This window comes from Pseudohongiella sp. SYSU M77423 (assembly GCF_029911965.1).
Taxonomy (GTDB): Bacteria; Pseudomonadota; Gammaproteobacteria; order Pseudomonadales; family Pseudohongiellaceae; genus Pseudohongiella.
Window position 1 is genome coordinate 668,645 of sequence record NZ_JARYTH010000002.1, and the last position, 25,060, is coordinate 693,704.

General features: G+C 55.6%; 24 protein-coding genes and 1 tRNA gene. 5 read left to right on the forward strand and 20 right to left on the reverse strand.

What is annotated here, in order from left to right; genetic code table 11:
- Positions 1-36: 36 nt before the first annotated feature.
- The 7 genes from hisS to iscR form a co-directional block, all read right to left on the reverse strand.
- Positions 37-1,329, reverse strand: coding sequence for a histidine--tRNA ligase (gene hisS / locus QGM61_RS06880; protein WP_237133692.1), 1,293 nt, complete (start codon positions 1,327-1,329; stop codon positions 37-39).
- Between the two features lie 34 nt (positions 1,330-1,363).
- A complete protein-coding gene (gene ispG, locus QGM61_RS06885) occupies positions 1,364-2,491 on the reverse strand; it encodes a flavodoxin-dependent (E)-4-hydroxy-3-methylbut-2-enyl-diphosphate synthase (RefSeq protein WP_237133691.1) in 1,128 nt (375 codons plus the stop codon).
- A gap of 1 nt (position 2,492) precedes the next feature.
- Entirely contained in the window at positions 2,493-3,362 is an 870-nt protein-coding gene (locus QGM61_RS06890; protein ID WP_237133690.1) for a RodZ domain-containing protein, read from the reverse strand.
- A gap of 83 nt (positions 3,363-3,445) precedes the next feature.
- Positions 3,446-4,606, reverse strand: a complete 1,161-nt coding sequence (rlmN, locus tag QGM61_RS06895) for a 23S rRNA (adenine(2503)-C(2))-methyltransferase RlmN (RefSeq protein WP_281132436.1) — start codon at positions 4,604-4,606, stop codon at positions 3,446-3,448.
- A gap of 35 nt (positions 4,607-4,641) precedes the next feature.
- Complete coding sequence (ndk, locus tag QGM61_RS06900) at positions 4,642-5,070, reverse strand: nucleoside-diphosphate kinase (protein ID WP_237133688.1); 429 nt, start codon at positions 5,068-5,070, stop codon at positions 4,642-4,644.
- A gap of 62 nt (positions 5,071-5,132) precedes the next feature.
- Complete coding sequence (locus tag QGM61_RS06905) at positions 5,133-6,299, reverse strand: IscS subfamily cysteine desulfurase (RefSeq protein WP_281132437.1); 1,167 nt, start codon at positions 6,297-6,299, stop codon at positions 5,133-5,135.
- Positions 6,300-6,336: 37 nt separating this feature from the next.
- Complete coding sequence (gene iscR / locus QGM61_RS06910; protein ID WP_237133686.1) at positions 6,337-6,810, reverse strand: Fe-S cluster assembly transcriptional regulator IscR; 474 nt, start codon at positions 6,808-6,810, stop codon at positions 6,337-6,339.
- 125 nt (positions 6,811-6,935) lie between these two features.
- Between iscR and QGM61_RS06915 the strand changes: the two genes are divergently transcribed.
- The gene (locus QGM61_RS06915; RefSeq protein WP_281132438.1) at positions 6,936-7,802 is read left to right on the forward strand and encodes a PHP domain-containing protein; all 867 of its coding nucleotides are present in this window, start codon (positions 6,936-6,938) and stop codon (positions 7,800-7,802) included.
- On the opposite strand, the gene QGM61_RS06920 is transcribed toward QGM61_RS06915, so the two are convergent.
- The 5 genes from QGM61_RS06920 to leuA form a co-directional block, all read right to left on the reverse strand.
- On the reverse strand, positions 7,803-8,189 hold the full coding sequence (locus tag QGM61_RS06920; RefSeq protein ID WP_237133684.1) for a zf-TFIIB domain-containing protein: 387 nt from the start codon (positions 8,187-8,189) through the stop codon (positions 7,803-7,805).
- Between the two features lie 159 nt (positions 8,190-8,348).
- Complete coding sequence (locus QGM61_RS06925; protein WP_281132439.1) at positions 8,349-9,416, reverse strand: hypothetical protein; 1,068 nt, start codon at positions 9,414-9,416, stop codon at positions 8,349-8,351.
- Entirely contained in the window at positions 9,416-10,099 is a 684-nt protein-coding gene (locus QGM61_RS06930; RefSeq protein WP_281132440.1) for a zf-HC2 domain-containing protein, read from the reverse strand. The genes QGM61_RS06925 and QGM61_RS06930 overlap by 1 nt, the downstream gene beginning before the upstream one ends.
- Positions 10,096-10,671 (reverse strand): RNA polymerase sigma factor, encoded by a 576-nt coding sequence (locus QGM61_RS06935; protein ID WP_281132441.1) that lies wholly within the window; start codon positions 10,669-10,671, stop codon positions 10,096-10,098. Before QGM61_RS06935 ends, QGM61_RS06930 begins: the two co-directional genes overlap by 4 nt.
- A gap of 198 nt (positions 10,672-10,869) precedes the next feature.
- Positions 10,870-12,555: a 2-isopropylmalate synthase gene (leuA, locus tag QGM61_RS06940; RefSeq protein ID WP_281132442.1), complete on the reverse strand. Its 1,686-nt coding sequence runs from the start codon at positions 12,553-12,555 to the stop codon at positions 10,870-10,872.
- A gap of 377 nt (positions 12,556-12,932) precedes the next feature.
- Here leuA and QGM61_RS06945 point away from each other — a divergent pair, with 377 nt between their 5' ends.
- Complete coding sequence (locus QGM61_RS06945) at positions 12,933-13,409, forward strand: Lrp/AsnC family transcriptional regulator (protein ID WP_237133679.1); 477 nt, start codon at positions 12,933-12,935, stop codon at positions 13,407-13,409.
- Between the two features lie 26 nt (positions 13,410-13,435).
- Here QGM61_RS06945 and QGM61_RS06950 read toward each other — a convergent pair whose 3' ends face one another.
- The 4 genes from QGM61_RS06950 to queA all read right to left on the reverse strand — a co-directional run bounded on the left by QGM61_RS06950 (position 13,436) and on the right by queA (position 17,473).
- Complete coding sequence (locus QGM61_RS06950) at positions 13,436-14,257, reverse strand: LytR/AlgR family response regulator transcription factor (RefSeq protein ID WP_281132443.1); 822 nt, start codon at positions 14,255-14,257, stop codon at positions 13,436-13,438.
- Positions 14,244-15,311, reverse strand: coding sequence for a sensor histidine kinase (locus QGM61_RS06955; RefSeq protein ID WP_237133677.1), 1,068 nt, complete (start codon positions 15,309-15,311; stop codon positions 14,244-14,246). The genes QGM61_RS06950 and QGM61_RS06955 overlap by 14 nt, the downstream gene beginning before the upstream one ends.
- A 56-nt stretch (positions 15,312-15,367) precedes the next feature.
- Positions 15,368-16,348, reverse strand: coding sequence for a malate dehydrogenase (locus tag QGM61_RS06960; protein ID WP_237133676.1), 981 nt, complete (start codon positions 16,346-16,348; stop codon positions 15,368-15,370).
- A gap of 66 nt (positions 16,349-16,414) precedes the next feature.
- A complete protein-coding gene (gene queA, locus QGM61_RS06965; protein WP_281132444.1) occupies positions 16,415-17,473 on the reverse strand; it encodes a tRNA preQ1(34) S-adenosylmethionine ribosyltransferase-isomerase QueA in 1,059 nt (352 codons plus the stop codon).
- A 131-nt stretch (positions 17,474-17,604) separates the two neighbouring features.
- On the opposite strand from queA, the gene QGM61_RS06970 reads away from it, so the two are divergent.
- Positions 17,605-17,691: transfer RNA gene (locus QGM61_RS06970), tRNA-Leu, on the forward strand.
- A gap of 33 nt (positions 17,692-17,724) precedes the next feature.
- On the opposite strand, the gene QGM61_RS06975 is transcribed toward QGM61_RS06970, so the two are convergent.
- Both QGM61_RS06975 and QGM61_RS06980 read right to left on the reverse strand, forming a co-directional pair.
- Positions 17,725-18,546 (reverse strand): crotonase/enoyl-CoA hydratase family protein, encoded by an 822-nt coding sequence (locus tag QGM61_RS06975; RefSeq protein WP_237133673.1) that lies wholly within the window; start codon positions 18,544-18,546, stop codon positions 17,725-17,727.
- 41 nt (positions 18,547-18,587) lie between these two features.
- A complete protein-coding gene (locus QGM61_RS06980) occupies positions 18,588-19,127 on the reverse strand; it encodes a YaeQ family protein (RefSeq protein WP_237133672.1) in 540 nt (179 codons plus the stop codon).
- Between the two features lie 272 nt (positions 19,128-19,399).
- Between QGM61_RS06980 and QGM61_RS06985 the strand changes: the two genes are divergently transcribed.
- Together QGM61_RS06985 and QGM61_RS06990 are read left to right on the forward strand one after the other, a co-directional pair.
- Positions 19,400-22,540, forward strand: a complete 3,141-nt coding sequence (locus QGM61_RS06985; protein WP_281132445.1) for a TonB-dependent receptor plug domain-containing protein — start codon at positions 19,400-19,402, stop codon at positions 22,538-22,540.
- Between the two features lie 2 nt (positions 22,541-22,542).
- Positions 22,543-23,481, forward strand: a complete 939-nt coding sequence (locus tag QGM61_RS06990) for a hypothetical protein (protein ID WP_281132446.1) — start codon at positions 22,543-22,545, stop codon at positions 23,479-23,481.
- A 41-nt stretch (positions 23,482-23,522) separates the two neighbouring features.
- On the opposite strand, the gene QGM61_RS06995 is transcribed toward QGM61_RS06990, so the two are convergent.
- Together QGM61_RS06995 and QGM61_RS07000 are read right to left on the reverse strand one after the other, a co-directional pair.
- Positions 23,523-24,458: a hypothetical protein gene (locus QGM61_RS06995; protein WP_281132447.1), complete on the reverse strand. Its 936-nt coding sequence runs from the start codon at positions 24,456-24,458 to the stop codon at positions 23,523-23,525.
- The gene (locus QGM61_RS07000; RefSeq protein WP_281132448.1) at positions 24,455-24,790 is read right to left on the reverse strand and encodes a PadR family transcriptional regulator; all 336 of its coding nucleotides are present in this window, start codon (positions 24,788-24,790) and stop codon (positions 24,455-24,457) included. Before QGM61_RS07000 ends, QGM61_RS06995 begins: the two co-directional genes overlap by 4 nt.
- Between the last annotated feature and the right edge of the window lie 270 nt (positions 24,791-25,060).

Sequence of the window (25,060 nt, forward strand, 5' to 3'; positions counted from 1 at the left end):
TTAAGGCAGGCATCGTGTCCTACCGTTATCCTGCTGTCAAGCGCTTGCGTCTGGCGTGGCCAGGCGGCGCAGGGCGACCAGCAGACCAGCTTCATCCAGCTCAAAGGTATCGCCGGCATCGTCCAGTCGTCGCAGCCGTGCCGAAAGCCCATCACCTTCTACTGCATCAATGATGACAGCTGCACTGGCGCCGCTATTATATGCTTTCTTCAGCTGGCTGTTGAACTTGCCGCCGCCACAATGCATTGCCAGCCTGAGTCTGGGCAATTGCCGCCGCAGTGATTCCGCCAGCATCATCAGCGCGGACTGCGGCACTCCCTCTGAGCCCAGCAGATAGACATCCAGCGGCTGCATCAGGGAGGCAGGCACTTCGCCAGCGCTCTGCAGCAGCAGCACCAGGCGCTCCATACCAAAGGCCAGGCCTACAGCCGGCGTACCACGCCCACCCAGCTGCGCGACCAGCGAGTCATAACGACCACCAGCGCAGACCGTGCCCTGGGCACCCAGCTCATCCGTTATCCATTCGAAAACCAGATTATTGTAGTAATCCAGCCCGCGCACCAGCCTGGGGTTCTCAGTATAGGCCACGCCGTTGGCATCCAGCAGCGATTTAAGTGTCTGATAATGAACCGCTGTTTCTTCCGCAACATACTCAGACAGTTTAGGAGCATCTGCCAGGATCGTCTGTGTCTGGGGCACTTTGCTGTCCAGAATGCGCAGGGGATTGCTGTGCAGTCGCCGCTGACTGTCTTCATCAAGCTGGGCTTCATGTGACAGCAGGAAGGCTTTCAGCGCCGCGCCATAGGCTTTGCGATCTTCTGAAGTGCCGATATTGTTGATTTCCAGCCTGACAGCATGCTGCAGACCCAGTGCACGCCACAGCGCGGCAGATACCAGAATGATCTCGGCATCAATATCCGGGCCGGTCATGCCAAAGGCTTCGACACCTACCTGATGAAACTGACGGTACCGTCCCTTCTGCGGACGTTCATGGCGGAACATCGGACCACGATACCAGAGGCGCTGTTGCTGGTTGTACAGCAGGCCGTGCTGCTCGGCGGCGCGTACACAGCCAGCGGTGCCTTCAGGGCGCAGACTGAGTTCATCGCCATTGCGATCGGTAAAGGTGTACATCTCCTTTTCAACGATATCGGTCACTTCGCCGATAGAGCGTTTGAAAAGCTGGGTCTGCTCCAGCACCGGGAATCGAATCTCGCGATATCCGTAGCCCTGGACGATCTGCGAGACCACCTGCTCAATGTATTGCCACAATGCCGTGTCTGCGGGGAGTATGTCGTTCATCCCGCGAATTGCCTGGATCTTGCTCATAGATTTTCCAGCGACTCCTTGTCCAGTCTGCTCATCAGCCGCGAGCGATGATGCCTGCCGGCGCCTGCTCTGCCTCGGCCCTGAGTTTCTCTGCCACTCGCGCCCGCACCATGGCCTCAAGTTCATCCACCAGGGTCGCATTGTCCACCTTGTGGTGCGGCTTGCCATCGATATAGGCCAGGTTGTTGGGGCTGGCACCGGTCAGGCCGATCTCTGCCACTTTGGCTTCGCCCGGTCCATTAACGATACAGCCGATGACCGCAACATCCACGGGCGTAATAATGTCCTCAAGCCGGGCTTCAAGCTGATTCACGACACCAATGACATCAAAGTTCTGCCGTGAGCAACTGGGACAGGCCACAAGATTGACGCCTTTGCTGCGCAGCCCGAGGCTCTTGAGAATATCGAAGCCGACGCGAATTTCTTCCACGGGATCGGCCGCCAGCGAGATGCGGATGGTATCGCCGATGCCGTCCATCAACAGTGCACCCAGACCGATTGCCGACTTGACGGTGCCAGAGCGCAGACCGCCCGCCTCAGTGATGCCAAGATGCAGAGGCTGTTCAATCTGGCTGGCCAGTGTGCGGTATGCCTGCAGGGTCATGAATATTTCCGATGCCTTCAGACTGATCTTGAAGTCCTGGAAATCAAGTTTGTCGAGAATGTCGATCTGCGTCAGAGCCGATTCCACCATGGCGTCGGCAGTCGGTTCTTTGTACTTGCGCAACAGCGTCTTGCCCAGAGAGCCGGCATTAACACCGATGCGCAGCGGAATGCCCTTGTCGCGCGCAGCGTCTATGACTGCCCGGATGCGCTTTTCGCTGCCAATATTGCCGGGATTGATGCGCAGGCAGTCAACGCCATATTCGGCGACCTTCAGCGCGATCTTGTAGTCGAAATGAATATCCGCCACCAGTGGCAGGTCTACACGAGCCCGGATCTGGCGGAAGGCTTCGGCCGCTTCCATGCTGGGCACCGAGACCCTGACGATGTCAGCACCTACATTGGCCAGCCGTTGAATCTGGGCTACGGTGGCGTCCACGTCACAGGTTTCCGTATTGGTCATGCTCTGAACGGAAATCGGAGCACCACCACCCACAGGCACACGCCCCACCATGATCTGGCGGCTTTTGCGGCGTTTGATTGGCGATTCACTCATCATGTTACTGCATCCCCACACTCAGTCGGGCCGAGTCATCACTGCGAATGTTATTGCTGATATCCAGCGCGCGACCATTATAAACAACCGACGCGGCTCTGGCGTTGCCAAGATTCAATAAAAATGGCGCGGTGCCGGTGATCTTTAGTTTTTCACCCTGCTGGTGGGTATCCTGATAATTTTCTTCACCGCCACGGTGCTCCAGCTCTACCCAGCTTTCGTCGCTGAAGATGATCTCCAGTTCGTCAGAGCCTGGCCATGCCAGAGCCATGACTGACGCGTCACTGGCCGCTTCCGGCTCTACCGGGCTGTTGAACACCGGCACTTCATCTATTGGCTGATCTTCAATCAGGGCATTGCCCACTTCAGTTTCGTTGACCGCATTGCGCACGGCCTCATCCATCAGGGCATTGTCGACAGGCGGTGTCTCATCGCTCTGATTGATGAACCACAACGCGACTGCCATCACCACAAAAGCTATGCCAGAGACGATAATCCATGGCCGGTTTTTGTCACGACGCCGCCGCGTGTAGCGCTTGATGGCTTCTTCTTTACGGGCAGCCTTTTTATTGGTGAATTCATTGTATAGCTCGATCATCTGCTCTGGGTCGAGCTGCAGCACGCGCGAATAGCTGCGGATATATCCCTTTACGAACACATCACCCGGCAGCTTGTCGTAGCTATCGGATTCCATGCAATTGATGTAATGCATGGTCAGATTCAATTGTTCGGATACCTGCTTCAGAGACAGCTCCAGCGTTTCACGCTGCGTTCTCAGCAGATTGCCGGGCGTCTGGGCGGGAGCCGAGGATGGTGGCTCGACCTGCTCTTCAGACAGACCGGATTGATCCGATGTTTCGTCGTGTGTATTCATTGAATCCTATTTGGGACCTGTTTATTGAGAACCATGTTAGCTCGGCGCCTGACCTGATACCTGCACCGGCGTGCGATCAGTTGTCAGACTACGTTGTGCACATCCAGCCGATTGGCGGCCGATAACTCGGCCGCTTTGCGGTAACGTGCACTTCGCTTGGTCTGGTCAGCCACTTCGCCAACCAGCTGACCACAGGCCGCACCTATGTCGTCGCCACGCGTGGTTCGCACTGTAACAGTGTAGTCAGCCTGTTGCAGGATTTCCCTGAACGTGTTGACCGACGAATTGCTTGGCCGACGGTAATCCGACTGCTCAAACGGATTAAACGGGATGAGATTGATCTTGCAGGGAAAGTCCTTCAGCAACGCCGCCAGCTCTCTGGCGTGCTGACGATGATCGTTGACGCCGGCGATCAGCGTGTACTCAACAACCGGTACCCGTTTATCCGGCAGACTAGCCATATAGTCCTTAACACTGCGCAGAAGTTCCCGGATAGGGTATTTTTTGTTAACCGGCACAATCTGGTTGCGCAGCTCGTCATTGGGTGCGTGCAGCGAAATGGCCAGCGATGCATCGGTATAATCTTTCATTCGGTCAATGGCAGGGACAACACCTGCGGTGCTGACCGTAACACGACGCTTGGACAGACCGTAGGCATTGTCTTCCATCATCAGATGCAGTGCATCCATGACATTGTCGAAATTGAGCAGAGGTTCACCCATGCCCATCATGACAATATTGCTGACCGCCCGATTGCTTTTACCGGCGCCTGCGCGAGGTTCGGCAAAACCATTGAGACGGTGATTGGCCCACCAGAGCTGACCGATGATCTCTGCCGTGGTCAGGTTACTGTTAAAGCCCTGCTTGCCGGTTGCGCAGAAACTGCAGTCCAGCGTACACCCTGCCTGAGAAGAAATGCACAGCGTAGCTCGACCAGCCTCAGGAATATAGACTGTTTCCACCCGGCTGCCACTGGCAACCTGAACGATCCATTTATAACAGCCGTCGCTGGACAGGTATTCCTGAACAACGTTTGGCAGGCGGATCTCCGCGTTGGTCTTGAGTTTGTCGCGCAGACTCTTGCTGATGTCTGTCATCGCATCAAAGTCGGTGACACCACGCTGGTGTATCCACTTCATCACCTGCACGGCACGAAACGGTTTCTCATCCATGGAGACAAAGTAAGCCTGCAGCTTGGGCAGGCTGAGTCCCAAAAGATTGGTTTTAGTGACCGTTTCGCTCATCAGTGATTTCCCGGATCGCTCAGTGCCGCTGCTAATCAGCCGCGCGGGCAGATCTCTGAGTCATTGAAAAAGTAGGCGATTTCGCGCGCCGCAGACTGTGCAGAATCGGAACCGTGCACGGCATTGGCATCGATGGATTTGGCGAAATCAGCACGAATGGTACCTGGCTTGGCTTCTGCAGGGTTGGTGGCACCCATCAGCTCGCGGTTCATGGCCACTGCGCCTTCACCTTCCAGCACCTGAACCATGACCGGGCCAGAGGTCATGAACGCGATCAGATCCTTGAAGAATCCGCGCTCTTTGTGCTCGGCGTAGAAACCGCCAGCGCTCTCGTCGGTCAGTTGCACCATCTTGGCAGCAACGATGCGCAGGCCGGCTTTCTCGAATCGGGAGTAGATCTCGCCGATCACATTTTTGCCGACTGCATCAGGTTTGATGATTGATAATGTACGTTCAGTTGCCATTGTTCAGCTCCACAGCATTTCGCGTCTTAAGTCGCGTGTATAAAAGGCGCGCATTATACTGGTTATCGTGGCTGTAATTCTACAGCTCTGAGACGAGGCACCATTTCCAGCACGGCTGCGATGGCCGTATCGATGTCCTGTTCGGTACTGAAGCGTCCTACCGAGAAGCGCAGCGCCGCCTGGGCCAGCTCGTCAGGTACGCCTATGCCACGCAACACATAGGAAGGCTCCATGGTCGCCGACATGCAGGCAGAGCCGGACGATACGGCGATGCCACGCAGCGCCATCAGCAGTGACTCACCGTCCACATCGGAAAATGCGACATTGATGATGCCGGGTGCATGCTGCTCCGGATGACCGTTAAGCTTCCAGCCATCCAGCTTCGACAGCCCTTCAAGAAACCGTTTGCGCAGCGCGGTGAGGCGTCGGTGATCTGCCTCCAGTTCTGCTGCAGCATACCGGAAGGCATCACCCATGCCGGCAATCTGATGCGTCGGCAGCGTGCCCGAGCGCATACCCCGCTCATGGCCACCACCGTGAATCTGCGCGACCAGATCGACCCTGGGCTCACGACGGACATACAGCGCGCCAATACCTTTCGGTCCGTAAATCTTGTGCGCCGACAGCGACAACAGATCGATGGGCATCTGGCCCAGGTCTATTGGCAGCTTACCCGCGCTTTGTGCCGCATCCACATGAAATATAACGCCTTTACTTCTGCAAACCTCACCCAGAGCATTAACATCGTTGGCCGTTCCCAGCTCGTTGTTGACGTGCATCAGCGACACCAGGATGGTATCCGGGCGGATGGCCTCAGCCAGGGCCGCCGGCTCAATGCGCCCGGTGTCATCAGGTTTCAGGTAGCTGACCTCAAAACCAAGAGTTTCCAGGTATCGACAGCTGTCCAGGACGGCTTTGTGTTCGATGGCAGAGGTAATGATGTGTTTGCCGCGATCGGCATGAAACTGCGCCACACCCTTGATGGCGAGGTTGTCTGCCTCAGTGGCGCCCGAGGTCCAGACAATCTCACGAGGGTCACAGTGCAGCAGATCTGCCACATCGCGGCGGGCGTTTTCGACAACTTCTTCTGCCTGCCAGCCAAACAGATGCGCACGTGAGGCGGGATTGCCGAATTGACCATCCAGCGTCAGGCATTTAGCCATGCGATCGGCTACCCTGGGATCAACAGGGGTAGTGGCGGCGTAGTCCAGATAGACGGGTAATTTCATCAACTCTCCTGAATACAACCCTGATTACAAGCTGATATCAGGACGACAGGCGCATGTCGCGAACGATCACTTCCCGCCGTTCATCCTGACTGTCGGCTATGCGTTGAACGTCATGACGGCTCATCAGGTCGGCCAGACTGATACCGCCCAGAAACGTGTGAATCTGCTGACTCAGATCCTCCCACAGATGATGTGTGAGACAGATCTCGCCCTGCTGGCAGTTGCCCTGCCCCTGACAACGAGTGGCGTCAACCGACTCATCCACAGCGTCGATGATATCCACGACTGCGATATCGGCGGTGCTGCGCCCGAGTCGGTAACCACCACCGGGGCCGCGCACGCTTTGCACCAGTTCACGCCGCCGCAGGCGGGCGAAAAGCTGTTCAAGGTAGGACAAAGAAATGTCCTGCCGCATTGAAATGTCCGATAAGGTCACCGGCTCGCGACCCGCATGGATAGCCAGATCCAACATAGCGGTCACGGCATAGCGGCCTTTTGTGGTCAGTCGCATACGCTAAAAAATCCATAAAGAATGGGTAGCCAGCTGTTTAACGATTATGGAATACCACAGTAATTTAATCAACTATTCGGCCGGGAGCGTTTACACCGGCCAGCAGCTGGCGTAGTCTGCACGCCATGATAGATCTGCACTCACATACCCGCTTTTCTGACGGCCATCTGGATACCGCCACGCTGCTGCAACGCGCCTCATCGCTTGGCATCCAGCAATTGGCCATTACAGACCATGACTGTGTGGATGCCCACCTGCAGATTGCATCGGGTGCGGTGGATGTACCGGATCAGCTGGATATCATCCCCGGCACAGAGATTTCCACACGCTGGGACAACCAGGAGGTGCATGTTCTTGGCCTGATGGTGGATATCAACAACGCCACGCTCTCTGAGCTGCTGGCACAACAGCAGCAACGACGGCAGGAACGCGCTGCGAAGATTGGTATTCAGCTTGAGCGTGCCGGCCACTGTGGCCTGCAGACCTGGCTGCAGTCACTGGGCTGCACTGCGGTAAGCCGCGTACATGTGGCAGAGTTTCTGGTGCATCAGGGTGTTGTCAAAAGCAAGCAGCAGGCCTTCAGCAAATACCTGGCCAAGCGCGGACGCGCGTACGTGCCGGCAGAGTGGTGCTCAATATCAGAAGCAGTCGAGGCGATTCAGGCTGCGGGCGGCGTCGCAGCGCTAGCACACCCGGATCGTTACCCGCTAAGCCGCCCCAAATTTCGACGACTCATTGATGAGTTTGTTGACGCGGGTGGCGACGCCCTGGAGGTCAGCTACTCGAACCTCAACCAGGACATGCTCAAAAATCTGTCGGTCATTGCCGCTGAGCGGAAGCTGTGGGCCACTGTCGGCTCCGACTTCCACTCACCCGAGCACACGTGGATGGATCTGGGCAAGGTGAGACGCTTACCCGAGATATGCAGGGACCAGGGGATCTGGCGACATCCAAGATGGACACAATTCGCCAGACCCGCGGCTGAAGATTGATTAGCGACGACGGATCGCTGCGATCACACCCTTGAAGATATCCATCAGGGTTTCGTGTTTGTAGTCGGTAAATTCTCCGGCATCCATGAACATGCCATGCTCTTCGCAGGCCTCGTATTCAAGGTGGGGCTGTTTGCGATCGTTCAGCTTCTGCATGGATTTGCCGCAGCGCGGGCACTGAATATCACGGACTCGATTGTAAGTTTTGCCTACACGTGGATCGCCACTGTCCAGAAAATCAGACATCCAGGACTTTTTAAGCTGCTCTGCCTCACCGTTGTCAAACCACAGGCCCTGACAACCGGAACACTGATCGATCACTACGGTGCCATGCAGCACCTCAACAGATCGCTCTATCATTTTGGCATTACATTTGGGGCATTCCATTTTATTCTCCTTGTTGTGCAGCGCCCCCATGCTGTGGAGGACTCCTTGCATCAGGGCTTATTGTTATTGCGTCAGCGAGAAAACGCTGCGTGATTCCATTCTATAAGATTACTCTGGCGGCTAACAGCGCCTGAGCTCAATTCATCGAGTACTTCTGCGTCAATAGTCGTAGGTCAATGCCCGCTGCGCCAGGGCTTCACCGGTCAACTCGCCCTGCTGGCATCGCTGCAGGTCCTGCTGATCGATGACATGGATACGATCCAGCCGCTCACCACTATCCAACTGCTGCCCCGTGCCAACCAGAACCAGGCTGAGGTGTTCACCGGACGGCAGCTGCCTGAGGCCAGCAGCATAATCGCACACAGTGCCAAACAGTCGCTGCTCGAATGCAGCCAGATCGCGCTGCCACTGTTGCTGCTGCTGATCACGCAGTGCCTGCTGTCGCTGTCGCAACTCGGCCATCTGCTGTTGTGACCGTTCAGCCAGCGCCAGCATCTGCTGTTCAATTTCTTCACGCATGGACTGCCAGCGCTCCAGCGTGGCGTCATCTGGCAGCGCCTGCGCCTGCACTGCCTCTTCGCGCACTGCGTCGCGCAGTTGCATGGCCCGGTCCAGCTGGGTGTTCAGTTCTGCCCGCAGGGACGAAAGCTCACTGGCAATTGCCAGAACCGCATCAGCATCCAGCAGCTCAGCCTGCTGCAGTTGCTGCACTACGGTTGCCGCCTCCGACAGAGAGCGCTGAATGGCAGGCTCAAGCTCGAATGACGACAATGCCTGCAAACGCTCCCGATAGAACTGTGCCACCTCGTCGGTGCGCAGGCTGAGCGCCATGGCATCACGCACTGCCTCGAAGTCGGGACGCTCGACAACGCCGCGCTCCAGCATGACACCCAGCTGTTCACCAAGCTCGCTAAGCGACTGACTGAGCGTGTCCATGGATGTCTCGGGCCAACCACCGCGCTGCAATGGCGTGGTCACCTGCAACACTACGCCCTGCCCCTGCAGATATCGCCCGGTGACATCACCATTGCGGGGGCTGAAGATTCCCTGACGCTGGTTCAGGTCGAGACTTTCGCGAAGCACACCACTGAACACGTCAACCGGGCGACGCATGTCATGACCAGCTGCAACATCCTGAGAGTTTTGTGCCGCGATGCTGCCAGCAGTCAGAGTCAGCGCCGCCAGCAGGGCCACCGATGTCAAAGGCCGTCGCAAGATAGGTTCCATTACTGAGCCTCCTGATACTGAACAAACGATGCCAGCTGCTGCACGGAATTGACTGTCTGGTAATTGCGGTTCAATAGCTGCCTGAATCCTGCCTCCATCTGGCGCATGTCCTGCTCGCGCTGTTGTTCGATGTACTGCACAAGCTGAACCAGACTGTCGGCACTGGTTTCGCCGAACTGTGCCAGGGCCTGTTCTACCATCTGCTGATTGGCGAGCTGTTGCTGCTCGGCAAAATCGGCCAGATAGTTGTCGAGAGACTGAGTCTGCATCGTTGTGCCATCTCTGCCCGCAAAACTCAGCTGCCAGCCCTGGTCATTTACGTTGATCTGCACCTGGAACACGACCGCGACGGCCATGACCAGCGACGCCGCCAGTGGCCCCCACTGCAACCAGCGCGCCCGGCCGGCAGATTCAGCGGCCGGTCGTTGACCGCCCTCGTCATGCCGACTATTCGGCGACGACGCCATACCTTTATCCTGCTGCATGATCCTGGCAGGTTTCCACTGCGGCACTGGCTCATCGCGCCATTGCGCAAGCATGACTGCCGCCGGTGACAGCTCGTGAACCGCCTGCTGACAGTCAGCGCAGCCCAGCAAATGCTGGTCAATTTGCTGCCGGCGTGCCGCATCCGCATGATCGTCGAAATAGTCGGCGATTAAATGGGGGGTCTGATCACAGCTCATGGCGTGCTCTCCAGTAAGAATTTCAGTTTCTTCAAGGCCGCGTAGAAGCGCGTTTTTGCCGTGTTGGCGGAAATAGACTCAATCTCGGCAATATCATCAAACGTCAGTTCCTGAAAAATTTTCAGCTCCACAACCAGGCGCTGTTCAACTGGCAGTTGCTGCAACACACGCTGGATGCGAGCGTTACTCTGTTGCTCCTGCAAGTGACGATCCGGAAGCTCAGCTTCATCATCTGCCTGAGGCACTTCGGCATGCACCTCATCATCCAGCGTCGTCACAACAGGTCCAGCCTGCCGCCGCCTGGCCATATCAACCGCCTTGTTGTGGCCTATGCGAAACAGCCAGGTAGTCAGTTGTGACTGGCCGCGAAAGTTCTCCAGGTTGCGATACAGACCCAGAAACACTTCCTGCATCAGATCCCTGGCGTCGTCCGGATTGCCGGTAAACCGCAAACTGAAGTTGTACACCTGCCTTTCATGGCGGCGAACCAGTGCATTCCAGGCTGTCAGCGAGCCGTCCAGCGCGGCAGCAATGAGAACCTCATCACTAGTGTCTTGGATTGTCTGTTTCATGTGCCTGCTGGATTGGTCGCAGTGGAGGAAGAAAAAGTTTGGCTTGTGCCGGAGAGAAGTATGCTACGAACTGGCATGCAATGAACAGTGATGATGCCCTGCCGGACTGAACCGCAAGGCTGTGTACATACAAAAACGCCCGCGGCAACGAATAGCACCACGAGCGTCTGTTTAAACGGGCAAAGAGCCCGGTAAATTTCAGGCAGCGTTGCGTTGCCGCGCTTCGTCAATCAGTTGACCGGCAGCACGCAGCAGCGCATTGAGCGAGGAGCTGACAATGTCCCGACTGATGGCCACACCAGTGTAACGCTCCAGACCATTCTTCAATTGAATGTAGGTAACCGCCTCAGCATCAGCACCCTGACCCAGAGCGTGCTCACCGTATTCCATGATTTCGAAATCAATGTCGGTGGCTTTTTTGATGGCTTCAACGAATGCATCAACAACACCGTCGCCTTCACCTTCAATATCCAGCTCCTTGTCAAAGCAGTTCAGTACCGCCTTAAAGCGTTCACGATCGCCCACTTTTTCAAATTTAAAATTTTGCAGCTGTACATCCTGATGACTACTCAGGTAGGTGTCCTTGAACAAGGTCCAGATCTTGTCCGGCGCAATCTCCTGGCCGGATGTTTCCGCCTCCTTCTGGACCACCCGGCTGAAATCAATCTGCAGCCAGCGCGGCAGGTTGAAACCAAACTTGCTCTGCAGCACGTAAGCGACGCCGCCCTTGCCTGACTGACTGTTGACCCGAATCACATCCTGGTAGGTACGACCGAGATCCCGCGGGTCTATCGGCAGGTAGGCAATCTCCCAGGTTTCGCCTTCTTTATACAGGTCGAGACATTTCTTGATGGCATCCTGATGGCTGCCTGAGAATGCCGTAAACACCAGATCTCCAGCATAGGGTTGGCGCGGGTGCACATCGATCTGTGTACAGGCTTTGCTGACGGTGCAGATCTTGTCCATGTCGCTGAAATCCAGACGCGGGTCGACACCCTGGCTGTACAGATTCATCGCCATGGTGATGATATCCATATTGCCGGTGCGCTCGCCGTTACCCAGCAAGGTGCCTTCAATACGATCTGCCCCTGCCATTACGCCGAGCTCGGCAGCGGCGACTGCACAACCACGGTCATTGTGGGTGTGCAGACTGACAATGACCGAGTCGCGCCGGTCAACCTTGCGGCAGAACAGCTCAATCTGATCGGCGAACACATTGGGCGTTGCCATTTCAACAGTGGCCGGCAGATTGATGATACAGGGTGAGTCGGGGGTCGGTTGCCACACATCAATGACGGCATTGCAGACATCCACTGCGAAGTCGACCTCGGTACCGGTAAAACTTTCGGGCGAGTATTGAAATACCCACTCGGTTTCTGGATTAAGAGCCGCGTGACGTTTAACTTCGCTGGCCCCGCGGACTGCGATATCAATAATGCCCTGCTTGTCGGTTTTGAATACTTTCTGACGCTGTACTACCGAGGTCGAGTTATAGACATGGACAATCGCACGCTTGACACCTTTCAATGCCTCATAGGTGCGTGCGATCAGTTCAGGCCGAGCCTGGGTCAGCACCTGCACCGTCACATCATCGGGAATGCGGTCTTCTTCGATCAGATGACGAACGAAATCGAAGTCGGGCTGTGACGCTGACGGAAATCCTACTTCAATTTCCTTGAATCCTATCTCCAGCAACAGGTCGAACATCTGTTTTTTCTGCGCTACTGACATTGGCTCAATCAGGGCCTGATTGCCATCGCGCAGATCCACGCTGCACCAGCGAGGCGCAGTTGTGATCACCTGATCCGGCCAGGTACGGCCCTTAAGACCCACAGGTGTGAATGCAGGGTATTTACGATGATCGAATCGATTGTGTTCCGACATGCGGTGACTCCAGTTGCTTTTTTCTAACGCTTGACGCGATTGCCCGTTGCTGTTGCTACCAGTGTGAAATCCATCTTACTGGGTCCGTGCCCTGTTCCGGCAGGCGAACTGACGCTGGTGGCGTCAGGATGTCAGTGTGGCTGAGCGGTGCTCTGTTTAAGCTTCGACTCCATCACTGCCCATCTGGCCTGGCACCCGACAGAAGGATCATTCTGTCTGGGTTGGACTCCGAATCATGTTCGGCCGGATGTTGCATAGAATAGTCGGATGCCTTGAGTGATTCCACCACTAATTTACGCCATATTTCGATATTATTGGACTTTATAACTACAATTATGCTTTATTGAGGATATATTCACCACGCAAAGCGAAATACCATGGATTTAGACAAGCTGGATCGACGAATTCTTCAGGAACTGCAGCGAGACGGCGCCATTACCAATCTGGAACTGGCAGAGCGTGTTGGCCTGTCGGCAACCCCTTGCGCACGCCGTGTTAAACGGATGCAGGATGAGGGCCTGATAGAACGTCAGTCCACCATACTCAGCGCCTCTGCCCTGGGCCTTAAACTCAGCGCGCTGGTGCAGGTAAGCATGGATCGCCACACACCGGATCGCTTTGAGCGATTCGAGTCCGAGATCCTGAAACACCCTGAAGTCATCGAATGCCTGCTGATCACCGGACAATCGGCAGATTATCAGTTAAAAGTGGTGGTGCCGGATATGGACTATTATCAGGAGTTCCTGCTCAACACCCTGACCCGTATTGAGGGAGTTGCCGATGTCCACTCCAGCTTCATCATGCGCAAAGTACTTGATACCACGGCCCTGCCCCTGACACATCTGAAAGGATGACAGGCGTAAATCAGCTCAGACTGGCATCAAAAGAAGTGTTTGACCTTGTCTTTGTAGCTGCGGCTCATTTTCAGCGAGGTACCGCAGCTCAGGGTCAGATGGAACTCGCCATTGATATGTGAGGACACTTTCTCTACCCGATCAAGATTGACGATCGTGGAGCGGTGAACACGTTGAAATACGCTTGGGTCGAGTTGTGATTCAAGTTCTTTCATGGTCGTACGCATGATCAGCGTATCGCCTTTCACATGTACACACATGTAATCGCCGGCAGCATCAATCCAGTCGATATCGCGCACCGGCACAAAGGTCGTGGATGAACCGTCCTTGATTGCCAGTTTTTCGCCATAACGCATCATCGGATTGCCGCTGCTCATCAGCTCAACGATGGCCTGTTCCGACTTGCCCGTCAGACTGATAACAATATCCAGAAGCTGGCGTTTCTCCTGATCGTCGCGCCCATGATCCAGGCGCTCCCGCACTTTGTTGACAGCCTGCTGCAAACGCTCGACTTCGATGGGTTTTAACAGATAATCGACCGCGTGAATATCAAAGGCATTCACTGCGTATTCGTCATAGGCCGTCACAAACACAATCAGCGGCATATTATCCTGCTGAAGCTGCTCAACCACGTCGAAACCCGTCATACCCGGCATCTGAATATCCAGAAACATCAGATCGGGTTCCTTTTCGGCGATCATCTCCAGTGCTTCGCGACCATTCTGACAACTGCCGACGACTTCGACGCCGTCGATGTCAGCAAGACGCAGTTCCAGACCCTGCCTGGCCAGAGCCTCATCATCAACAACCAGGGCACGTATCAACTGTTTGGAATTATCTGGTTTCATAGGGAATCACTACCGTTACCTTAAATCCTTTTGGATCCTGTGGAGAGAACAGAAACTGGTGCTCGTCACCGTAAATCTCCTGCAATCTGTCACGGATATTTTTTAATCCTACCCCAATGGACGTCGGATCGCCCACGGCACCGGGGCCATCGTCGGCAACCGTAATACACAGCTTATTGCGATCACACGGCGACGCGCTGATCCAGATGGTACCGCCATTTTCGTGACGTGCAATGGCGTATTTGATGGAGTTTTCGACCATCGGCTGCAGCAGCATGCTGGGTACCAGTGCCTGACGGACGCTAGCGGCCAGATCATATTCAACCCGCAGGCGTTCTTCAAAACGGACCTTTTCTATATCCAGATACAGGTTGACGCTGGCCAGCTCATGCTCAAGCGTGACTTTGTCCAGCGGGTCGTGCTCCAGTGAGTAACGCAGGAACTTGCTGAGACGGGTCACCATCGCATTGGCCTGGTCGGTCGACTGCACCAGAATCAGCGTCGAGATGGCATTGAGTGTATTAAACAGAAAGTGTGGATTGAGCTGATAGCGCAGCATGCGCAGCTGTGCTTCGTGCGCCAGAGACTCTGAGCGCAGACTTTTTTCGCGCTCGTAATGGAACAGCTGATAATACTTCATCATGAAGTACAGCATGCTCCACAACAGCAGCAGTGACATGGATATCGGCAGCCAGTTGCTGAACGTGTTCCAGCCATAACCGGTCAGATCCACACTGGCGCCAAAATCGGAATCGGTAATCAGCACCTTGATGGGTCGCCAGGCCTGCGAGGCCAGCCAGCAGCCAAGCATCACCGCCAGAAAACGGACATACACCGGCCGATCCCAAACACTTCGGTACAGATAACGCAGCGCCGTGGTCAACGCCATGCCTATCAGGGCATCAACGACAAAAACATTGACGCGCTCAAGAATGTATTCGCGAGGAACAAATGTGAGGTCGCGCAGCACCAGCATCACGATCCACGTCATCCAGCCCAACAACTGAAAGGACCAGAAACGCAGTTCACGACGCCAGTTAATGCGGATGTTCATGTTGCGGACTCGAGAATGCGGCGATGACTCATACAGTCACCGCCGCCAGCCCGGAATCAGGGAAGCAGGTGCGCAACACCGTTGCGTTCTTCTTCCAGCTCCTTCTCGGTTTTTTGCATCAGGCCACGGCTGAAATCACTGATATCCAGACCCTGTACGATGGTGTACTGACCATTGTCGCAGGTGACCGGGAATGAGTAGATCAGGCCTTCGGCGATACCGTAGCTGCCATCGCTGTGAATGCCCATGCTAACCACCTTGCCATTGGTGCCAAGGGCCCAGTCACGCATGTGTTCGATGGCCGCATTGGCCGCTGATGCAGCTGAGGACAGACCACGCGCCTTGATGATGGCGGCGCCGCGCTGCTGAACATTGGGGATGAAGGTGCTTACCAGCCAGTCCTGGTCAACCAGGTCGGCCGCCTTTTTGCCAGCCACTGTAGCGTGGTTGATATCCGGGTATTGCGTAGCGGAGTGGTTACCCCAGATGATGATGCCATCAACGTCAGTGCTGTGCTTACCTGTCTTTTCGGCCAGCTGCGCGATGGCGCGGTTGTGGTCGAGACGAGTCATGGCCGTGAACTGACCGGGTTTGAGGTCTGGCGCGTTACGGTATGCGATCAGCGCATTGGTATTGGCCGGGTTACCAACAACCAGCACTTTAACATCGCGGCTGGCATTGTCATTGATGGCCTTGCCCTGTGCCGAGAAAATCGCAGCGTTGGCTTCGAGCAGATCTTTGCGCTCCATGCCTGGGCCGCGGGGACGTGCGCCTACCAGCAGGCAGTAATCGGCGTCTTTGAATGCAACATTGGCGTCATCGGTCTGAACGATGTCGTGAACCAGCGGAAACGCGCAGTCTTCCAGCTCCATGACAACGCCTTTCAGCGCTTCCAGTGCCGGTGTAATCTCAAGTAACTGCAGGATGACGGGCTGATCTTTGCCCAGCATCTCGCCTGCAGCGATACGGAACAACAATGAATAACTGATCTGTCCTGCTGCCCCGGTGACAGCAACGCGAACGGGTGCTTTAGCCATGATAAAACCCTTGTAAAGTCTGTATTTAAGGTGTTACTTGAAGATTAGAGGGGGCAGAGTATACCACTACCGAATGAACATGGCATCGCCGTAACTGAAGAAGCGGTAACGCTGGCTGATTGCCTCAGCGTAGGCAGCCATGACCTTGTCACGCGACGCAAAGGCACTGATCAGCATCATCAGCGTCGACTTCGGCAGATGAAAATTGGTGATCATCGCGTCCACTACCTGAAACTGGTAGCCAGGGTAGATAAAGATATCCGTATCGCCCTGATAGGGATTTATCGTCCGCTCCACATCGATGTCGCCGCCCGCCTTCAGCGCTGCCGATTCGAGGCTGCGAACCGACGTTGTGCCAACGGCAATGACACGCCCGCCGCGGGCACGGCATGCCGCGATCTGCCTGCAGACGCTCGCCGGCACATCAATCCACTCACTGTGCATGCGATGCTCAAGCACATTTTCGCTACGCACCGGTTGAAACGTGCCCGAACCAACATGCAGCGTGACAAAAGCCATGTCGACGCCTCGCTGTTTGATTGCATCAAGCAGGGGGTCGTCAAAATGCAGCCCAGCCGTGGGTGCCGCGACGGCGCCCGGATTGCGCCCATAAACTGTCTGATAACGGCTCTGGTCCGCCTGCTCATCAGGTCGATCAATATAGGGCGGCAGTGGCATATGGCCGTAGCGATCCAGCAGATCAACTGCCGGTGCATCTGCAGGAAAGCGCAGATGAAAAAATTCGCCCTGTCTACCGAGCACTTCCACAGTCAGCCCGGCATCGTTGTCACTTGCCTCCAGTATCAGCTGCATACCGGGGCCGGGTGATTTACTGGCACGCACCTGAGCCAGCGCTTCGTGTTCGCTCAGCAGCCGCTCAATCAGAACTTCAACCTTGCCGCCGGTTGCCTTTTGCCCATGCAGGCGAGCGGGCAGCACCCGGGTATCGTTAAATACCAGCAGATCCTCGGCCTGCAGCATGCTCACAATGTCGCTGAACACGTGGTGGGAAACAGCGCCGCTGTTGCGATCAAGACACAGCATGCGACTGCCACTGCGATTGGCCGCAGGGTAGTGAGCGATCAGCTCGTCAGGCAGTTGATAATCAAAGTCGGATAGTTTCATAAGGGCGGCAAGTTTGCCCGATTCGTCGAAGCTTGCCAAGCTCTGACAGCACCACAGGAGGCTGCGAAACAGCCATTGTCAGATGTTGCAATGTTGTTATAATGGCGCCCTTCTGCACAAGCACACATCCTGCCGGAGTGGTGAAATTGGTAGACACGTCGGATTCAAAATCCGATGCCCTTAAAAGCGTGCCGGTTCGAGTCCGGCCTCCGGTACCATCTTTCTTCTGCTTGCTCCGATCCACAGACTATCTAGACATCCTGAAATTTCGGTGCTCTTTTCTGAAAGTAGGCCGCCACTGCTTCGTTCTGGTTGGCTGAACCAATCAGGCGATGAATTTCTTCCCGTTCGGCCGCAAACTGTTCTGCAGCTTGCTGCCTGAGCTGTCGTGTCAGCAAACGCTTGGCAGCTCTGACCGCATCCGGACTGCGACTGGCAATTTCTGCAGCCAGCGCCTGCGCTTCCACCAAAGGCTCATCTGACAGCCGTGTGACCAGTCCCAGGCCATGCCCTTCCGCTGCCGTCAGCACACGTGCTGTGTATACCAGTTCGCGCGCGACATCCGGCCGCACCAGACTACCCAGCATCAGTGTACCTGTCATGTCGGGGATCAGGCCCCAGTAGACTTCGCGGACTGACAGCTGGGTGCCCGGGTGGGCAATCCGAATATCTGCGCCCAGTGCGATCTGCATGCCGCCGCCGAGCGCATGTCCATGCAGTGAGGCGATTACAGGCACCGGCACTTCCTGCCATACCCAGCAGACCTGCTGGGCGAGATGCGTGATGCTGTCACTGGACACCATGGTGCCGATTGTGGACGTCTCTCCGTCGCGCTCAGACATTCCCTTGAACGAGGCAAAATCGAGCCCGGCACAGAACGACTCGCCTTCTCCGGACAAAACAACAGCTCTCAGTCCTGACATGGTTTTCAATGCTTCGCCAGCCGCCGCCAATGACAAAAACAGATCATCGTCCAGTGCGTTGCGCTTGTCCGGTCGGTTCAAGCGCACATGGGCGACCCCGTTACTCAGACTCACTGCGACTCTGTTTTCCCTGATACCCTCAATATGCATGACCTGGCCCCTTACTGATTCTGCCTGGATGAATGACTGATCTAGTTAACTGTCTGCAGCTCTTCCAGCGCAAACTCGTACTCGCCTGTTTCGGCAGCGACATAGACGGTTCCACCGGAAATGGTTACTGACATATCCATGGTTCGCTGCAAGACCTCGGCCAGTTGCTGAAGAGGCGCCCAGGGGAATCGACTGACCGATACCCTGAGCCCGGCGAACTCTTGTTGATGCTGGCTCCACCAGACAGCAGATTTAGTGTTGAAAGCATAAACCTTGACGTCGCGCGCCAGACGGCTGGCCTTCTTGATGCGATCGAAAGCTGGCTCACCCACATCGATCCAGAGCGCAATACCGCCATTAAGGTCTTTTGCCCAGACGTCAGGCTCATCTGTGTCACTGAGCCCCTTGCAGAAAGTAAGTTGCTCACTGGCATTGAGACAGTAAGCCAGCACGCGGACCAGCATGCGTTCTAGTGTCTCTGACGGGTGCCTGGCAACCGTCAGGTTCAGGGAATCATAATATTCCCTGTCCAGATCACTGAGGGCAATCGTGAATTTGTGAATACTGGGTTTTGTTGCCATGAATTGTCTGCCAGTGCTGCGAACGAAAGTGTCCTGCCCCGAATAATACCTTTAATTGTCTGGACTGTCCCTAGTTGCGATCGCCCTTCCCGTCACCAATCTGTCATTCACAAAAAATTCATTGAGCTGCCACATAACCGCCACTGATCTGTCACCAAGTCAGGCTAATCTCCATGGCGTCCGGCACCCAGCCGGATCGTAAAACATTACTTCCGGCCCTCTTCGGAAATTAGAAATCAGGCTATTTCAACCACGCCTTTGGAGTCTATAACATGAACAAGCCATTCCCACACATGGCGGAAGTCCCGGTCTCTGTGGAGACCAGCAAATCCCTTAATATTCCAGGTTTCGGCAAACGACCACTGGCAATGCTAGTGCAGCTTAGTGTGACCGGACTGCTGCTTGGAGCGGGTTCTGCAGCCATAGCACAAACCCAGACAAGCAACGCCATTCCTGAAATTCAGGAAGTGGTGGTGACCGGTTCAAACATACGCCGTGCAGAAAACGATGGCACCGTGCCTGTATCAGTTATTGGCGAAGAAGCCATGGAGGTCAGGGCAGCTGTTCTGCCCGTTGACCTGCTGACCTCGTTACCGTCGGTGGTAAACCTGCCAGAAAACGAGACCCGCCTCGGGTCGTCTGGCGCCCGCGGCGACAACGCCAACATCAATCTGCGCAATATGGGTGCCACTGCAACACTGGTCCTGGTCAATGGCAGACGCATGTCCATTAACCCGATGACGGCGGGCCTGTCGCAGGCAGTCAACGTGAACCAGTTGCCAACACAAGGGGTTGAGCGCATTGAAGTGCTGCGCGATGGTGCATCCTCAATTTATGGTTCAGACGCCGTTGGCGGTGTCATCAACTACATCATGAAGCGCGAGTTTGATGGCGTTGAAGTATCGCTGCAGCAAGGCGGCACTGAACACGGCGGCGGTGAGAACACACAGTTGGCACTGACCTTTGGTTCGACCGACCTGGCTAACGGTCGCGGCCGTTTTATCGGCAGCATTGAAGCTTTGAACCGGGATAGCATTGCCCTGAGTGAACGGGATTTCAGCCGTACCTCCTTTAACAGCGACAAGGTACCAGCCCCGTTCAACAACCTGGGTGGCAGCTTTGATGGACGCTCGGCGCGCGGCTACTGGCCCACTTTCCGGGTTGGCAGCAGCACAGCCAATAACTACTTCCGACCGGTGAACGGCACACCAACTTTGACCAGCAGTGGCCCCTCACGCGCCAATAATCCCGAATTCTACCTGGACCTGAATCAGTTTGGTTTCGCGTCACCTGAAGTAAAGCGCGGCAATGCCTATCTGGCTGGTGAATACGACATTTCCCCTTCTGTCACCGTATTTGCCGAAGCTGGCTATTACATGGCTGAATCCACCATGAAACGTCAGCCACTGGCATTAAATGCACCAACCTCAGACAAGCTGATGGTCATGCCGATCGACAATCCCTACAACCCTTACGGCTCCCGTTTCTATCATCCCACCGGTGCAGCGAATGCGGATGGAACTCCACGCCTGACCGGGCAGCCTCGTACCGTCAGCTTCACACAGATGACGCTGGCTGGACTGTCACCAGAACTGATCACAACTGAATCCGATGTTGTGCGCTTTGCTACTGGCCTGAAGGGATCGTTTGGCGCTACCTGGACCTGGGAAACATCACTGTTCTACAACCAGGTCAACGGCAATGATGAAGCCTACCCTGACGTGCGCGAAAGCCTGCTTCAGGACGCCATTGGCCGCACGGATGCCAATGCCTACAACCCATTCGGTTACACATTCCGGGTCCAGGGCAACGCTGTCGTCGCCGACGCACCCTACAACAATCCGCGGGCGACCGTAGATTCATTCAGCGACACCTTTGCGCGCGAAGCACAAAGCTATATCGCCAGCTTCGACGCAAAGACCTCAGGCACTCTGTTCAGCTGGTGGGGTGGTGATGTCATGGCTGCGTTTGGCGTTGAACACCGTCGCGAAGATCTGGAAGACATCCGCCCCCCTTTCAGTGGTGAGAACCCTGCAAGCTCGGGACTGGATACTACCAACAATGATTTCCTGCTACACCCGCCACGCCCTGATGTATTTGGCAGCCGTGACGTCACCAGCGCCTTTGCTGAAGTGATGATACCGCTGATTAATGAGGATGCTGACATACCGCTGATGAACCGACTGGAACTCAATGTGTCGGCTCGCACTGAACAGTACAGCGACTTTGGTAACACGACCAAACCAAAAGTTGGTATCAACTGGAAACCTGTTGACTGGTTGATGTTGCGCGCCTCGCGCAATGAAGGATTCATGGCGCCCAGTCTGGCAGCTCTGTATACCAGCCCGCGCTGGACCATCACCGCTGGTGCTGGCGATATTGACGCCTACCGCAACCCCGCACTGAATGAAGGCCCCTACGTCATGCGCACCTATTTTGGTGGCAACCCGGACCTCAAGGCCCAGGAATCCAAGGGTGACACGGTAGGCTTGGTATTCGATGCGCCATTTATGGATGGTCTCACCATGAATGTCGACTGGTGGCGCATTCGTCGCAGCAATCTGCTGGGCCAGCGTAGTGTGGCTCAGATCAATGAAAGTGACACCGCACTGTTGCGCGCCTACACTCAGCAACAGCTGGCCGCAGGTGTGCCTGCTGACCAGATTGATCTGGGCAGTGGCACTGCAAATTATAAAGGCGATCGCGATGTCGAGCGTTTTGCGCTGACACCCGAAGACCGTGCAGCGTTTGCCGCCTACAACGCAGCAAACCCGAACAACCCTGTGGCGCCTGCCGGACGCATCTTCTCGCGCAACCGCCCCTTCCTGAACCTGTCGACCAGCGAACACAGTGGTGTCGACTTTGGCTTCCGGTACGAACTGAGAGGCCTGTCGTTTGGTGACATGGTTTTCAGTTCCGAGTGGGCCTACCTGAACAAGGCTGAAGATACACTGGCGCCAGCTAACGTCGAACCAACCGTCAACAACCAGCTGTATGGCAATGGTGCGGCGAAATGGCGCAGCACCAGCAATATCTTCTGGCGCAATGGCGCATGGAATGCGGGCCTGGGTATCTATCATGTAGGTGAGACACATGACACTGGGGCAACAACCACCCAGGCCGTGTATGAGTCTCTGGGTCAGCCCGACTACATCGAGCCGTTCTTTACGCAGGGTAGAACCGTTTATCGCCGTGTAATCGACAGCTTCGTCACCTACAACCTGACTGTTGGTTACCAATTCGATAACACTGCCTCGCCCCTGCTGCGCGACACGCGCGTGCGCGTGGGTGTCATCAACCTGACCGACAAAGAACCACCGCTGTCCTCAGACAATTTTGGTTATGACCCATCTGTCAGTCAGTCACTGTTGTCCGGCCGCAGCTGGAACATTCAGCTTACCCGGAGGTTCTGATTATGCAGAATGACAACTCAATGCCCGAAGCGACTGTCACTCGTCGTCAGGTCTTGCTGACACTGGGCGCTACCGCAGGTGCGCTCGCCATTGGTACCGGAGTATCAAGTCTGGGCCGCCCTGCCGCTGCTGCGTCTACTGACGCGGCAGCTGGAGCAAACCCTGGGCTCACCAAACACGGTCTGGTCGCTGACGAACTGCAACGCTGGCAAATCAGCCATGCCAATCAGGGCGTGGCAGTCGATGCAGATCACTTCTACGGTATCGGCAATCATGCACTGGTCAAGCATCGCAAGGACACAGGCGCACTGGTCGGTGAATGGATGGGGCCTCGCGACGGCGCCATCATCCATCTTAATGCAGGCTGGGTCGATGGAGATGAACTGGTTGTGGCACACTCAAACTTTCCGCAACTGCCTATGGCCAGTTCACTGGAAACCTACGATAGAAACAGCCTGCAGCCCGTGGCGACCTACAGCCTGGGCATCCGCCTTGGATCACTGACCTGGGCAGTCCGGCACCAGGGATTCTGGTGGGCATGTTTTGCCAACTACAACGACAATGGAACCACTCCGGGATTTGATCAGCGCTGGACGCACGTGGGCAAGTTCGACGATAACTGGCAAATGCTGGAGTCATGGCTGTTCCCACCCCAGATCGTTGCGACCTGGGGCGACAGTGCCTGTTCCGGCGGAGACTGGGGCGACGACGGGTTACTGTATGTGACCGGCCACGACGCGGCCGAACTTTATGTAGTGCGTCTGCCCCAACAGGGCGTCACGCTTGAGTATGTGACCACCATTGATGTCCCCTTTGAAGGTCAGTCATGGGCCTGGGACCGCAGTGCCCGAGGCGAGCGAATCATTTATGGCATCAGTCGGGCACGACGTGAAGTCATAGTGGCGCGCATTCCGGAACTACCTTCGACTCTGCTGGGCTGATCTGAGCGATCAGGGTTCATGGACCAGGCGGCGCTGATACGTCAGCGCCGCTGTACCACTTTGTAACCCTGCACCAGTAGATCCGCCAGCAGCCCCATAACCCAGATCCAGAGAACGATTGTGCTGACGCGCAAAAGACCTTCTGGCAATTGTGGATATGCCTGCAGCAGGGCCTCCGCGGGCATTGACAGACAAAGCGCGATGCCAAATGCTGTCAGTGCGTCTGCCACCATGATCATTGCGCGCTTGCCCTTGGTCCAGTGAGGTTTGAACAGTAGAACAAGATACACGGCAAGTACCACTACCGCCTGAATTTTCAACCAGCCGATGAGCGTGATAAAACGATTATCCTGTTCACCGGACAATACCGCCGCACTGAATTCTGGTGACAGCCGGTGCAGTATGACCAGCCATACCGCCACCAGAATACTGACCAGGATGCTCGAGAGCAGCGTCTCGCGCTCGGCCATTGCTGGTGGCAGCGAATCCGGATTCCATCGCTGCAGTGTGCCGGCATTTACCAGGTAGCGATCCGCAATATGAAATCCCAGCGTGATGAACACCAGCCAGTTCACAGCAAATGACCAGGCCTCACTGAAGCCAAACCCCAGATTGACAGCACGCTGTTCAGTCATCACCCCCCATGTGACATCCGCCACGATGCTCCAGACAATTGCAACCACATAAATGAGTGCAGTCGCAGCCAGCAGATAAGTGACCACTTTGCGATACAGTGGATATAAAGCTGCACTGACCAGTGCACCATTGGCGCCATAGCGTGTAGCTACCTGCATGGGATGTCCAAACTCCCGCAGCAGGTCATGCCACTCCGCGTCAGTCAGCGGCCGTTCGCGATCCGCCTCAAGTTCAAGCACTTCCTCTTCCAGTAACGACTGCAGTTCTTCCGCGACATCATCGCGATTTTTTGCTGGCAGGTAGCGCTTGATTTCTGCCACGTAGCGATCGATCCAGTTCATGATGATGACTCCTGTACGGTGTGCATGACCTTATTGAGTGTCTGCCATTCCTGCTTCAATGCATTGAGAACCTTCTGTCCATCTACCGACATCCTGTAGTAACGTCGCCGCCTGCCCTGTTCATCACTCCAGCGACTATCCAGCAGGCCATGACTCTCAAGCCGGCGCACCAGCGGGTACAGGGTGCCCTCTTCGATGGCCAGTCCGTCAGCCTGCAGTTTTTGACGTAGCGAGTAGCCATAGTGCTCATGACGCAACGCAGTCAGGACAATCAATGCCAGGCTGCCGCGTCGCAATTCTAGGCGCATGGCCTCCAAACGATCTTCACTCATGTGCTACCTCTCTAAAGGACTCTGCCTCAGGGCTGCTGCCTTACATGATCCAGCTCGCGAGAGATCCGTACTTAACCTGGTACCCGGCTTCTACTGATTTTTAAGGCGTCAGCAGAGCCCGGCATTCGCTTACTGTGCGCGACACAGTAATAATGCTGTACGTCACACAGTATTGTCAAGCGCATTACCTGACGCCGCAGATTTGCCAATTGGCCTGCCAGACCTTAGGCTTGTTCAGCATCTGCAACATAGAAAACAACGACCACATGG

Coding starts and splice junctions, on each gene's coding strand:
- queA (WP_281132444.1), bottom strand. CDS start 17,473: ATGAAACTATCCGACTTTGATTATCAACTGCCTGACGAGCTGATCGCT.
- QGM61_RS06955 (WP_237133677.1), bottom strand. CDS start 15,311: ATGAACATCCGCATTAACTGGCGTCGTGAACTGCGTTTCTGGTCCTTT.
- QGM61_RS06930 (WP_281132440.1), bottom strand. CDS start 10,099: ATGAGCTGTGATCAGACCCCCCATTTAATCGCCGACTATTTCGACGAT.
- QGM61_RS06935 (WP_281132441.1), bottom strand. CDS start 10,671: ATGAAACAGACAATCCAAGACACTAGTGATGAGGTTCTCATTGCTGCC.
- QGM61_RS06905 (WP_281132437.1), bottom strand. CDS start 6,299: ATGAAATTACCCGTCTATCTGGACTACGCCGCCACTACCCCTGTTGAT.
- ispG (WP_237133691.1), bottom strand. CDS start 2,491: ATGATGAGTGAATCGCCAATCAAACGCCGCAAAAGCCGCCAGATCATG.
- QGM61_RS06985 (WP_281132445.1), top strand. CDS start 19,400: ATGAACAAGCCATTCCCACACATGGCGGAAGTCCCGGTCTCTGTGGAG.
- rlmN (WP_281132436.1), bottom strand. CDS start 4,606: ATGAGCGAAACGGTCACTAAAACCAATCTTTTGGGACTCAGCCTGCCC.
- iscR (WP_237133686.1), bottom strand. CDS start 6,810: ATGCGACTGACCACAAAAGGCCGCTATGCCGTGACCGCTATGTTGGAT.
- hisS (WP_237133692.1), bottom strand. CDS start 1,329: ATGAGCAAGATCCAGGCAATTCGCGGGATGAACGACATACTCCCCGCA.
- ndk (WP_237133688.1), bottom strand. CDS start 5,070: ATGGCAACTGAACGTACATTATCAATCATCAAACCTGATGCAGTCGGC.
- QGM61_RS06960 (WP_237133676.1), bottom strand. CDS start 16,348: ATGGCTAAAGCACCCGTTCGCGTTGCTGTCACCGGGGCAGCAGGACAG.
- QGM61_RS06925 (WP_281132439.1), bottom strand. CDS start 9,416: ATGGAACCTATCTTGCGACGGCCTTTGACATCGGTGGCCCTGCTGGCG.
- QGM61_RS07000 (WP_281132448.1), bottom strand. CDS start 24,790: ATGAGTGAAGATCGTTTGGAGGCCATGCGCCTAGAATTGCGACGCGGC.
- QGM61_RS06890 (WP_237133690.1), bottom strand. CDS start 3,362: ATGAATACACACGACGAAACATCGGATCAATCCGGTCTGTCTGAAGAG.
- QGM61_RS06995 (WP_281132447.1), bottom strand. CDS start 24,458: ATGAACTGGATCGATCGCTACGTGGCAGAAATCAAGCGCTACCTGCCA.
- QGM61_RS06915 (WP_281132438.1), top strand. CDS start 6,936: ATGATAGATCTGCACTCACATACCCGCTTTTCTGACGGCCATCTGGAT.
- QGM61_RS06980 (WP_237133672.1), bottom strand. CDS start 19,127: ATGGCAACAAAACCCAGTATTCACAAATTCACGATTGCCCTCAGTGAT.
- leuA (WP_281132442.1), bottom strand. CDS start 12,555: ATGTCGGAACACAATCGATTCGATCATCGTAAATACCCTGCATTCACA.
- QGM61_RS06950 (WP_281132443.1), bottom strand. CDS start 14,257: ATGAAACCAGATAATTCCAAACAGTTGATACGTGCCCTGGTTGTTGAT.
- QGM61_RS06920 (WP_237133684.1), bottom strand. CDS start 8,189: ATGGAATGCCCCAAATGTAATGCCAAAATGATAGAGCGATCTGTTGAG.
- QGM61_RS06945 (WP_237133679.1), top strand. CDS start 12,933: ATGGATTTAGACAAGCTGGATCGACGAATTCTTCAGGAACTGCAGCGA.
- QGM61_RS06975 (WP_237133673.1), bottom strand. CDS start 18,546: ATGCATATTGAGGGTATCAGGGAAAACAGAGTCGCAGTGAGTCTGAGT.
- QGM61_RS06990 (WP_281132446.1), top strand. CDS start 22,543: ATGCAGAATGACAACTCAATGCCCGAAGCGACTGTCACTCGTCGTCAG.